Origin of the sequence: Bacteroides sp. AM16-13 (genome assembly GCF_003602705.1) — a bacterium.
In the GTDB taxonomy this organism is placed as follows: Bacteria; Bacteroidota; Bacteroidia; order Bacteroidales; family Bacteroidaceae; genus Bacteroides; species Bacteroides xylanisolvens.
This window is the reverse complement of record NZ_QTLK01000026.1, coordinates 1-12,577: the sequence shown is the minus strand read 5'-3', so window position 1 is coordinate 12,577 and position 12,577 is coordinate 1. Positions and strand designations below refer to the sequence as shown.

Annotated in this window: 11 protein-coding genes; 1 reads left to right on the top strand and 10 read right to left on the bottom strand. The window is 41.9% G+C overall.

From position 1 onward, the window contains the following. Positions 1–7 precede the first annotated feature (7 nt). The gene (locus DW173_RS18600) at positions 8–616 is read left to right on the top strand and encodes a TetR/AcrR family transcriptional regulator (protein WP_004312534.1); all 609 of its coding nucleotides are present in this window, start codon (positions 8–10) and stop codon (positions 614–616) included. Between the two features lie 319 nt (positions 617–935). Here the strand turns inward: DW173_RS18600 and ccsA are convergent, their stop codons facing one another. The 10 genes from ccsA to fldA form a co-directional block, all read right to left on the bottom strand. Beyond that, positions 936–3,041, bottom strand: a complete 2,106-nt coding sequence (gene ccsA / locus DW173_RS18595) for a cytochrome c biogenesis protein CcsA (protein ID WP_004312533.1) — start codon at positions 3,039–3,041, stop codon at positions 936–938. A 15-nt stretch (positions 3,042–3,056) separates the two neighbouring features. Beyond that, on the bottom strand, positions 3,057–4,211 hold the full coding sequence (locus DW173_RS18590; protein WP_049702559.1) for a Rid family hydrolase: 1,155 nt from the start codon (positions 4,209–4,211) through the stop codon (positions 3,057–3,059). A gap of 21 nt (positions 4,212–4,232) precedes the next feature. Next, positions 4,233–4,940 carry a hypothetical protein gene (locus DW173_RS18585; protein WP_004312531.1) on the bottom strand — a complete coding sequence of 236 codons (708 nt, stop codon included), beginning with the start codon at positions 4,938–4,940 and terminating at the stop codon, positions 4,233–4,235. Between the two features lie 23 nt (positions 4,941–4,963). Further along, on the bottom strand, positions 4,964–6,199 hold the full coding sequence (locus DW173_RS18580) for a porin (protein ID WP_004312530.1): 1,236 nt from the start codon (positions 6,197–6,199) through the stop codon (positions 4,964–4,966). A 17-nt stretch (positions 6,200–6,216) separates the two neighbouring features. After that, positions 6,217–7,683, bottom strand: a complete 1,467-nt coding sequence (locus DW173_RS18575) for a di-heme oxidoredictase family protein (RefSeq protein WP_004312529.1) — start codon at positions 7,681–7,683, stop codon at positions 6,217–6,219. 12 nt (positions 7,684–7,695) lie between these two features. Then, positions 7,696–8,871, bottom strand: coding sequence for an imelysin family protein (locus tag DW173_RS18570; protein WP_004312528.1), 1,176 nt, complete (start codon positions 8,869–8,871; stop codon positions 7,696–7,698). A gap of 24 nt (positions 8,872–8,895) precedes the next feature. Next, a complete protein-coding gene (locus DW173_RS18565) occupies positions 8,896–10,197 on the bottom strand; it encodes a porin (protein ID WP_120144977.1) in 1,302 nt (433 codons plus the stop codon). Positions 10,198–10,426: 229 nt separating this feature from the next. After that, entirely contained in the window at positions 10,427–11,449 is a 1,023-nt protein-coding gene (locus DW173_RS18560) for a TQO small subunit DoxD (RefSeq protein WP_004312526.1), read from the bottom strand. Positions 11,450–11,603: 154 nt separating this feature from the next. After that, complete coding sequence (locus DW173_RS18555; protein WP_004312525.1) at positions 11,604–11,966, bottom strand: DUF2023 family protein; 363 nt, start codon at positions 11,964–11,966, stop codon at positions 11,604–11,606. Positions 11,967–11,999: 33 nt separating this feature from the next. Then, a complete protein-coding gene (gene fldA, locus DW173_RS18550; RefSeq protein WP_120144995.1) occupies positions 12,000–12,506 on the bottom strand; it encodes a flavodoxin FldA in 507 nt (168 codons plus the stop codon). Between the last annotated feature and the right edge of the window lie 71 nt (positions 12,507–12,577).

The window sequence follows — 12,577 nt, the reverse complement described above, 5'->3', positions numbered from 1 at the left end:
TGATACTATGCAGTTTTTGAAGGGAGATATACAAGAGCGAATCTTGAAGGTAGCCGAAGAAGTGTTTCTGGAAAAGGGATACAAGGATGCCTCTATGCGTGAAATAGCTTCGAGGGCAGGGGTGACGGTGAGTAATATCTATCATTATTTCACCAATAAAGATGAGATATTCCGTACGATTCTGAAACCGGTATTGAATGATCTGTATGCTATGATTTATAATCATGATGCCGATCAGATGACAATCGATGTCTTTATGGATTCGGATTACCAGAAAACATCTGTACGGGAATATATCAGATTAGTCTCTGAACATCGTGACCGTTTACGGCTGCTGCTTTTTCAGGCACAAGGTTCTGTTTTGGAGAACTTCCGTTCCGAATATACGGATTTGATGACGCGTACGATTTCTGTCTTTTTTCAAGGAATGAAACAGAAATATCCGCATATCAATATAGCAATAACCAATTTTTTCATTCACTTGAATACGGTATGGTTGTTTGCCTTACTCGAAGAGTTGGTGTTGCATCCTGTGAAGAAGGAGGAGATGGAGAAATTTATAGCGGAGTATATCGTTTTCGAAACGGCTGGTTGGAAAGAGCTCATGAATGCATGAGCTCTCTTACTTTATTCTCTTACTGATATAAAAAAACGTCCGGCTTTCACAAGCCGGACGTCCTTGCCTCTTTTAGAATATGTCATCTATTCATATTCCAAAATGAATACATTATATGGTTTTTTCTAACTTAACAACCAAATAAAAGAAATGCGGGTGAATCACTTCGGCCGATTTCTATGTATTTTTAATGTGGCTACGTAATATAATTATGACTAATTAATTTAATTCTGATACTGCAAAGATAGGGGCTTTCCGCTTTTCCCGCAATCCCCTAAAATGGGTATTCTTCTATCGGTTACTAGCTATATATAGTGGTTTAGGAATTTGCATAACTATGCATCCCCCCAAGAACATAATTTACTCCGAAATAGGTCATTAAGACAGTCAGGAAAGCAAGAATCATATAGATATGGAAGAATAGTGGTTTGCGGAAAATGCGCAGGCTTTGTGAATGGAATGCTACTCCATATACCAGGAAAGTGATCAGCGCCCATACTTCTTTCGGGTCCCACGCCCAGTATCTTCCCCAGGAAACGTTTGCCCAAACTGCTCCCAGAAAGATGCCTGCCCCTAAAAAGAACGTAGCAGGGTAGAGTAGCAAACGGCTGACTAGCGTCAACTGTTCTATCCGGTTGTCTTGTACAGCGTCGTTTCCGGAGACATTGTTTTCCGATTCTTTTTTTCGGAGGCATAATGCCAGTATTCCGTTTAGCATGATGAATGCCAATAGGGCATAAGACATCATAATCAATGAAACATGAATACTTAGCCACGGAGAGACGAGCACCGGCATTAATGGGGTGATCTGGGGATTCATCTGTCCCAGATAAGAGACTAACAACGCAAAGCCGGAGAGCAAGAATCCGAATGGAAGTATAAATGAGAATCTTCGATGGAGCAGACAGGCTATCAAGAGGATGCAGAGTGCCATGAACTGCATTGTCTCATAACCGTTGCTAAGAGGAACACGTCCGCCAATATACCAGCGCAGGCAATATCCTGCTAAATGGAATATGAAAGCAAGATAGAGTGCAACAGAAAAGATCGTTCCTGCTGTGCGGGAAATCGTTTTGGCTTTGGGCGAGGGTGTATTTCTTTGCAGGCTGTTATGAAGTAGAAGCATGAAAGACAACACTCCCAATGACAGATTTATCATAAAAAGAATCTTGCTGAACGGAATCCGGTTGTAGAGTAATTCGGCTTTCACTTCCAGTTCGGAGAGAGGTTGCACGCTACCATCAGTGGGTAATGGCTGGATGAATGTTCCTTTTTCCACCATCAGGATCAGTCCCACTTTTTCATCCGTTTCCTGGATGGCTTTGGCGAGTTTGCTACTTTTTCCCTGTTCTTGTTGCCAGGTTTTCTGAAGACGGTAGACTGGACCGTCAAATAAATCGGTCAAGCGTGCGTAAGAAGATTCCAAACCGAGTAAATGATGCAGTTCGGGACTTTTGATGTATATCATAGGTTCATTCTTCCATGAATCCGGGTAAAGAATCCAACCGCTTATAACTTGCTCGGGAGTCAATCCTTTATAGTAGATTTTTCCTGTCAGTTTTTTGACGAAGTCTCTTGCCAGTGTATTGAATGGTACTACCCGGTCATGGTAAATAACCTGTTGTTGTGCCAAGCTGTCTGCTTGTATTTTGTTTAATACACGAAGAGGTGTTTGCTGTGCCTGCATTGTTCCTGTCAGGTAGAAAAGGAATAAGATAAATAATCCTCCTTTTTTCAATAGGGGATGATTTAGTAACTTACGAAACTCTCCCTGACGGCAAAATAGTAGTAAAATCATAGAGATGCCCAGTAGAATGTAGCCGCTATAGGTCACTCTTGTACCCCATGGATCATAATTTACTGTCAGCCAACTTCCTTGACCGTCTTCGTCAAATGAGGACTGATAAAATCGGAAGCCTTGTGTAGTAAAGATACGGTTCATTGAGATACATTCGTTGTGCACGGAATCTTTCTGACCGGGAAGTGAATAGCTGATATGACTGACATAATCGGCGGGAGCTTTTGTCCCCGGATAATACTCTACCCGGAAACTATCTAGCTTCATCGTGAATGGCAGATGAATGTTCTTGTCGCCCTGTGGCGAATGAAAGCTGCTTTTTACTGTATCCGGACGTAAATGCATATATCCTTGTTCGCCATAGATAAATGTAATCATGGCCCCCACCAAGATAACGAGGAGGGAGCCATGAAACAGCAAAACGGGAAGTCGCCGCCATAAGGAACGTCGGATGAGGGCAACAACCCCTATTGCAGCAATAACTCCCCACAAACAACAAAACCAGATTGTGTGATATATATTTCTTTCTACAAACTCTGTCCCGTATGCTTGCTCTATGAAAGTGGCTGCGGCAAGTAATCCTATCAGACAGATGTATAAAATGATAAGTAATCTTTTCAACGGCATATCTTTTTAATGATATTAATAGGGAGCGTATTCCTTATTTTCACAGGTTTTTACTCCCATACATTCCATCTCGATCAACCATCCCGGGCGGCATACCGGCGCATGTACAAATACCTTAGGGGTACAAGGAAAACGTTTGTCGTACATTTCTTTGACGATGGTATAATCTGCTATGTCACGCAGATACACGATCATTTGTCCCATATCATCAAATGTACATTCTGCTTCTTTCAGTAAAGCCTCTACATTTTCCCACATCCGCTCTGTCTGTTTACGGATCTCTCCCGGATATACCACCTCGCCTTTATTATTAATACTTGCTGTTCCGGAGATGAATACTTGGCGCCGGTCTCCATAATCTACATACGTGCCACGTTCAAAACTGACACCATACTCATAGGTGGGATTCAAATGTGTTGGCGCATAAAGGAAATGAATTTGTTCGGGTTTGATTCCGCCAACGGCATACGTGTCCATTTGTACAAGTACTTTGGGGTCAGCATGGCGTCCGCCGATACCTGTGCTGGAGATATAGTGTGTCTTTTCCGTCAGGTTCTGGGTAACGAATACTTCGTTACGTGCCTTTACTACTCCGGCATAATTCACATCCACATTCTGTACGAAAAACCAGGTACGAATACAGTTGGCGGCTAGTTTGCAACCTTGTTCAATGAGCTGCATAACATAGTCGTTTAATAGTAGCCGGGTTTGGTATTCGGAGTTGGCTGCCCGATTGAAAGAGCTGCCACCCCAAAGGTGACGGTAGGGTCCATGCTTGACTTCGAAAAGACCATTATGCAGCATTTGTGTCTGTACTTTCGTCTGAAGGTAAATCCATACTGCTACTTTGGTTCCATTCAATGGTGGCTGTTCTACGATAGAAAGTGCGCAATCCGAGCTTTCAGCAGTAAGTGCCAACAAGGTATCTGCCTGATTGGAAGCGTCGCTCAAAAAGTATCGTTTGAAAATGGCGACGGTCCCTTGCAGTTCTTTTTCCCGTAATTGGTAGTATGTATCTATAATGGCGTTTAATTGTTCTTCATAAGTGGATTCCGGCTGGATTGCGTGAATCATTAAATGATACTCGGAAACACCGTCTGCCACTTCGTATTTAAATATTTCTGCTAAAGTCTTTTCTGATTTCAAGGGTTGTTGTTTTTTGCTGTTCATATCAAAAATTTCTGTTACAAGTTAATTGTTTTCGGCTCCTGCTTTGATCCATGTCCGAATCAAAGCGCGAACTTCACGTTGTTCAGCTCCATTGAATATATCGATGTGATTATCGTGCTCTAATACATCTAATAAATAACTGTTGTTTAAATCTCCAGGAGTGACATAATTCTTTCCTTTCGCAGAATGGGGAGCTTTTACATTAATCAGTGATTGATAGGCTTTGGCTGCCGTCAGATCCAAATCTCCGGCTGTTGTTGTACTTCCTCCATGACACATCACACATTTGGCATTGAAAACTTGCGTTTGGATGCGGCTGAATGAAGCCACTTCGATTGTTGTCTCTGGTAAAGTCAGCGATTCATCCGACGCATTTACGGGAAATGACTGATACGCATGCACCAAAGACATTCCGGACGTGATAACGGCTACGGCAATACTACGCGTGTTTCCGTTTAAGTTGTTTAATGTTACAGTTACAGCTTCTGCCTCGCTAGATGGTTCCAGAATGCGCTTAACCAATATGGGAGTAACTCCGTCCTCACCTAAGGAGATTAATGACATATTGTTTTTCTGCGGCCAAGCATCCAGATGGGTGAAATGAAGTGTTACAGTAGCCGTACGTCCACTGTCAATCGTGTCATCCGGATAGATTTTACCTTCATCACAAGCTGAACACAGGTTTAGGCAGGCACAGGTTATCAATAAATAGTTGAGTCTTTTATTCATAGACAGATTCCTCCTCCTATACATTAGAAAGTGAATTGTAACATAGCGGTAACGCTATGGCGTGATAGTCCCACTCCATCATTATCACGATCAGTCTGCGTGTCATGACCGGTTCTGCCCAGATATTGGTACATCATCTGAAGTTTTAAATTAGAACCGACAAAGTAGTAATTGGCTCCGATGGCAGGCATATTCAACAAACCGCCTTCGTCTGTCCCGTTGCGATCGAATATATCATAACGGAGAGCAGCCTGTAATTTAGGAGTTACAAAATAACCGGCCTGTGTATAAGCTCCCCAGTAATTCAGGTCTTTGTCTTTATGCATGATTTCTGTGAAATGCATATTCATGTAATAACCTTCGGCTGCAAAGTAGAAACGGTTCTTTACCATGGCAAACTCTGCACCTATACGCCAATCGCTGCTACTATGATCTTCGGCCTCGGCATTATAAGATGTAGATACACCGAATTGCATTTTATCTTCTTTCAGATTGTTCGGATTACCTTGTGTGGCTGGCATTTCACCTTTGGGCATATATACCAGGCGACCGGAGTAAAGCAGTTGGGGCAGCCATTTATGATCATCACACATTCCTTTGGTTGCCGAATTGACATCAATCCCTGTGCCATTGAAAATACCTAACTGATAATTCCATTTTCCGTTAATCAAACCATGTATCTGAACACCTAGGTCGAAGCCGGTAGCTATGCTCGGCTTCACAGCATTGATGTCATAGGGCATTAATACGCCACCTGCCACGGAACTGGGCAACACCGGAAATAATGTTTCCCCCAGTGTGGTCAGATAGGCATGCATAAACGGCGTTTTAAACTTCCCGACACGAATACGGAATGATTCTTTGAGCGCTACATCAAACCAGGCTTGTTGCAATAAGGCGGCACCGCTTTTTGCCGCATTCAGTGATAAATTGAATGTAACTTTCCCGAATGCCTTGCCTGTAAATCCGAGTATTGCGTTCGGAATAGCAAAACCACTGTTTGCCCAGTTACGTGCATAAAGGCTTTCCAAACCTTGATCGTCATATCGGTTGAAAGAGAGGCTGGTTTGAACTAAGGCATAGGGCTTGAATAAGAAATCACCGGCTTTGGTAGAAAAAGAAAAACCTTTCTTTCCTGCCAGCGAAACAACATCATTCTCTACATATTTATCATCGATTTCTTTTGCATTTGAATCTTGAGCATAAGAGTGGCTGCACAGAAATGCAGTGAGCGCGAGTGCTAGATATTTTTTTTTCATTGTTGTTGCTGATTATATTATAAACTGTTCAAGAATGTTAGTAAGGCTGCGCGATCTTCTTTCGACATGCGGGAGAAAATGGAACGTGAAGCGGCTCCCTCGCCGTCATGCCACATGATGGCTTCTGTCAGGTTACGTGCCCGTCCGTCATGCAGGAAATAGGTATGTCCGTTGACAATTTCCTGCAGGCCGATTCCCCATAATGGAGTAGTACGCCATTCGCAACCGCGTGCCAGGCCGCTAGGGTAATCGTCAGCTAATCCTTGTCCCATGTCGTGTAATAAGAAGTCGGAGTAGGGATGAATGATCTGATTGCCCAGCCAGGGTAGTTGAGTTCCGTTCAGTAATACGCTGCCTCGCGGGCGGGTATGTAAAGTAACGGTATGGCATAAATGGCATTTTGCTTGATAGAACATTTGCTCTCCATGTTTGATGGTTTCGTCATCCACGTTGCGGCGTGCAGGAACTCCCAATGTCTGCATATATAAATCGACATCTTCCATGTCACGGGTCGAAATCTCTACACCTTGGTTGGCAAATCCCATCATTTGTGATTGTCCTTCGCCCACTTCATGTGGAAAACGGTCATTGGTTACCCCCAGATCCGAAGAGAATCCCAGTTCTACTGTTAAATCCTGATGGTTGGCTTTGTTGCCGGATATTCCAATGTCATATTTTCCTTTTTCCGTCACATAATTCAGGCGTCCGCTAATGCCGTATTCGGGATAGTTACTTTGAGCTGCCAACTGTTTCAATTCATCGTGGTTAAGTGCCATCATCTGACCCATGCCGACATGCCGCAAGGGGGCACGTACCGAAATAATCAGATCTTCGGGCTTTATTTCATAATCATACCAATCTGTTATTTCATAATGAGGAGTTATTAATTCATATTCTTCTCCATCGGGAAACTTGAACTTTTCGGTAGTAGTGGTTATCTTTATTTTGCCTTCGGCTTTTACGCCATAAATGGACTGGTCATGTAATACACGGCCATATTCGGGGAAATATCCTCCGGTTTTGCGTGTAATATAAACCAGCATAGATGAAAAGCCTGCACCGGAACCACCTGTGACCCATGCCGGAGTAGTACGTCCTGTGTTTCTATGGCAAGCTCCGCAGGAATAGCCTCCAAAAATAGGTCCTAATCCATTACCGCTGCCTGTACCTACTCCACGAGAATTGTCATACAAACCATCGCCACGATTGAAACGTGTTAATAATTCACCGGTGACCCAGTCTGCATTGGTGTCATAAGCGCCACTTACGGTAGAAAAAATAGTGGAAATACCGGCTGATAATTCCTCCGGTTTTGCTATTTCTCCGTTTGGCTTATAAATAATGCCGTCGAAAGCATCATGATCACAACCTTGCAGGAAGCCTATATTTATCGCAACAAAGAGGATTCTTCCCAATCGCCTTGGGAGTCCTCCTCGTAATGCTTTGATAACCGGCTTTCCTAAAAGAAAGAACTTAGTCATCATAATTAATATTGTTTATTCTCCTGCTAATTTTCCGCGGACTAAAGCCAGACCACTGCATAAAAATGCGCATTGGTTTTGAGCATTCTTAACTTCAGTAGTAGCGCCTAAATTGTTACGGAAGGGGTGAGGTATGTCATTGATTGCTGTGATTGTTTCCTGAATCTGCTTAACAACCATGTCGTTCAATGTCGGGTTCACTTTTTTCATGATAGAGCACAGACTTGCACTGGCAACAGTTCCGTCTAAACTACCATAGTAAGCATTACGGATGCTGTAAATGTTATCAGTATAATCATCTAAAGAGTTCCAGCTATACCAGGATTCTACGGCTAATACACCACCTTCTTTATCTCCGCTGTTCCACTTATCTACCGGATCTCCGATTTTCGTTGCACCTACTTCATTGGCAATTCCTTCTGCACCATTGTCAGAGTTTAGTATCATTGCAACAGATTGTTTGATATTGCTTATAGAGTAAGTTCCGTTAGGTGCTTTCATTGCATCTTTATAGGCACCGTTCTCCAGATTTTTACCTTCTGTCCAACCTTTTAACAAAAGCTCTGTGTCTTTTGACATACGTCCGACAACAGCCTTGAGGTATCCTATTTTATTAGCATCCAGGTCTGTGATTTTTTTTGCTTCACCATCCTCAAACAATAAATATTCGGCAGTATGGAAACCACGCAAGTTCTGTGGTGCATCGGCTGGTGCATCATCACCGTCGTCTACGTCTCCTCCGACAGCGTCTTCCCAATTTCCGGACTGTAGAATTGCATCAATACCTCCTTTATCCAAAGGCCAGCTATCCAGACTAGGATCGAGCTTATTCAAATCTGCCGGACCATATAGAAAAGCTTCACTTTTTTCCCAGGGTTTACGTGCTGCAACCCAAGCGTCTGCTGCATTGGCTACATCATTATCACTGGAGGACGTTGATAACTTTTGTACTGCCGTGTTTAATGCGGTTACTTTATTGTACATATCTTGATAAGTAGGAATCACTACATCATCTACATACGTTGCAACCGCAGCCTTTAATTCATCATCTGTTGCAGTGCCACTGTCCGGGGTATTAAAACCCGCAAATGGGTTGGGTGAAACATCTTCTTTTTTAGAATCTTCACTACAAGAGGTCATCGCCATACATACTCCCATTGCCATTATAGGCAGAAATTTCCATGTTTTCATTTTCATTGCTATTAAAAATTATATTTATTTTTTGATAAACCAACCAATATAGGCTATGCCTACAGAGACTAAGTTTTCGTCATTATATTTTCCACCTCCTATGGAGCGGTGGGTGTAGTCTGCTTTAATTACTAGATTGGGTAGAGCGTAGTAATTCAATCCAGCTGTTACGGCTGATACCTGAAAACGTTTGTCGGCCAACAAACCTGTGTTAGCTTCTGTCTTTTCCATCGGATTGTAATATTCATAACGAATAAAAGGATAGATACGGGGAGCTTTAGAATGGAAGAAAGAACCTATATTATATCCTGCTTCACCCCCGTAGCTGACTGCATTTTGTGCTACTGTTGTGTTAGGGTAACCGGAAGCTGCTGAAGAACTGTTGTTGATTGTGGTTAAAGCTCCGCTCGCTCCTAGGTTTCCATAAACGGCATTTCCGCGTACAATCAGGTTGTTATTAAAGCCTTTGTATTGCAAATCACCGGTTACAATGGTTACCGGAAATTTATAACCTGTATTTCTCCAAGGCTTAGTTCCGTTCTTTGCTGTCTGGTTATAATAGAAAGAAGCACCTACTCTTAATCCTTTTACCCCATGGTAGTTTACGCGGGCTACAAAAGCCGGACTGGTGAAATTGTTGACTTCGAATGCTCCTTGTCTGCCGTTTTTTATCCAGTCTTCGCTGCGGAATCCTTGTGGATCAAGCCCATTGACTAATTGAAGTTCATAATCAAACCGTCCAATTTCACCGAATACGGCGATACCTGTTTCATGCCAGGTGGAAGGCAATATCGTTGTTTCACCTTCCGGGCGGTAAACTCCAAAGAAATTAATAGGCTCATGATGGTTGTTGGTCAATCCTACCGGTACAATCATGTGTCCGAAACGCAGATTGATGTGCTTATTAATGAGACGGGTGATATGAAATTGTTCCAAAGCTACTTCACCGCCTTTTTCAATCTCTGTTTCATATTCGCCGTTCTCTTCAAACCATTCAATTTCGCGAGCAGATCCCGTACCTCCGTATTCAAATTCGATTTCGGTACTCAATACCCATTTGGAGGAGAATTTATAATCAAAGGCTAATACAAAACGTGGAATGGAAATCTCTCCACGATTAAGTTTACCGGAACCATTGGGAGTAAAACGATTGAAATTATAATCTTTATAGCTCGCCGCCATTTCTCCATACCCTCCGAAACGGAATTTAGTATATTCTTCTGTGGAAGAAGTTTTACGTTTTTTAGACTTTTCTTTAGTTTCCTGTGCCGGAAGTGTGAGAGAATGTAGGAAACAAAGAATAATGATTGCAGTTATTTTTCTCATTTTTTTAATAATTTTATCGGCTGCAAAGTTATATGAGGTTAAAAGATATGGCAATACCCAATACTAGGCATAGTAATTTCTAAAATTCAGTATATGTAGGTAATTTTGAGTGCTTGAGAAGATAAAACCTGTTATTTTGGTAAAATGAAAGAATAAAGGTGTATGCCAGCCGAATAAATTTTGCTGATATACACCTTTGTCTATGATCCGTTTGTAGAGTAGGCCGGATTTACTCGATTGTGATGTTTTTATTCCAAGTAATTCCACTAATGTCGGTCAATATTAATTCATACTGGCCTTCGGGAAGATTTTGCAAACTGTTATCTCTAATTGCTAAAGTAGCTTTGCTGCCCAATGGGATGATAAGGCTATGTTTACCAGGGACTACCTTAGCTATATAATCATTCTTTATATTAGTGAGAGGGAATAATGCAAGGTCTTCTCCATTCTTTTGAAGTATCACTTTTCCACTTGTGTCTTTAAGAGTAATGCCAATAAGAAATGAGCCGTATACATCGGCACCCTCAACACGATATACTTTAAAAGACAGGGCTCCGTTATTGACATTTGCATCTGATATCTCAATTTTGGGTTTTACTGATTTGTTATGTAGTGGTCCCCATACGCCATTATGAAAAACCTGGTTGGTATATAGGGTGAGTATGAACAATATGGCTGCACCGCCGATTGCTACTTTACTGAATCGCTTGATAGACAATGGAAGTTCGCCGGAAGTAACCCATACCAGCCATTTATTTTTGGATAGTTGGGGCTGTAGCAGATAATCCAAAGAGTATTTTCCGCCGCCGGACAGGAAAATGGTGAATCCTGCGGATACGCCTAAAATACCTATTTGCCATTCATCAAGACAGGTTGTTCCTAACCAGCCGGAACCCAACAGAATGCCGAATGCAAGACTGAATACGCCGATACTCATTAATCTGGTAAAGAAACCAAGCATATAGAGTAATCCGACAACACCTTCAATGATAGTAAAGATAACCATCGCCCACCAAAGTAAATCGGGGGTGCTGACGAGATATTCGATGATGGGTTTGATTCCTATGGAATTAGGTAGGAAATGATTGAACTTCTCTCCAATGTATCCGGTAGAATCCGGGATAAGTTTGTTTTCGAGGACGAGTCTCCGCCAAAAGGCTGAAAAATAAGTCCAACCAACAATAAGTCGTAATGAAAGGGTGAAAATACCGGCCAGTGTATAGGCGGTAAGTTGTTCTTGTTGCTGCTTCATTGCAATGTTTGATTTTGTTATAATTGAGTGAATCGTTTCTTATACAACAAGTTTCCATTGGAAAATGTTTTAATGGATACCTATTTTTAAAGAAACGATTCCACTCAAGACAAACTACATACAAACAAAGCTAAACTTATGCTAAGGTTATCGCTTAAACTGCCATCTTTATACCTTCTTTTTTACTGCAATATCGTTTGCATTGCTGGCATAGGTCATATCCCAGCATGGCTCCTAAAATAAAATCTTCTTCGGCAGTCAGTTGATTTAAAGGATGGATGATGATGTGCCGCATGGCTTCCATACATTCTGCCTTTCCAAAAAACAGGTTGATTTTATTGGTACCTACTTCCTGTATCATATAACTGATCTTTTGATTTTTCAATCGGCGGATGGCAAATTCTTCGTGCTCTTTACTCATTGTGTAAAGTACCATGTTGCGTACGCCTTTCTTAAACTCATAAATATGATTAAGAAAAATTCGGATTTCGCCGGGGATGATTCTTTCAGTTGCCATGATGCAAAGTATTCTTTTTATGTTAAGGTAAAATTAGCTAATTTCTTGTTTCACTTGTTCAGCCCATGCGTTGATACGTCCGTCTGTTTTGCTATCTTCGTTGACTTCGTCAAGCGGAAGGCCTACAAACTTGCCATCTACAACAGCGATAGAAGAGTCGAATGTGTAACCTGCGGTGTCTGTTGCTCCACAGAATTTACAATGGGTATCTTTCAAGTTTTCATAAAGAATGCCTATTGCGTCACAGAAGGTGTCGCTATACGAGTCAGAATCGCCACAACCGAACAGGGCTACAGACTTATGAGATAAATCACATTTCTTTAAAACTTTTACTCCATCGTACCAGTCGTCCTGAAGTTCGCCTGCTCCCCAAGTGGAAGAGCCGAGCACCAATACGTCATATTCATTGACTAATGCCTCTGTTAGCTTGGATACATCAAATACATCTGCCGATGGTACATCTAATTTCTCTGCAATTCGACGGGCAAGGTCTTCTGTTGTTCCGGTTGTGGAACCATAAAATACACCAATTTTATTCATCTTTGATTCGTTTTTAAATGTTATGTAGGTTTGCGGCGTTACCGCCGCATTCCCCATTAAGAACTGTACGT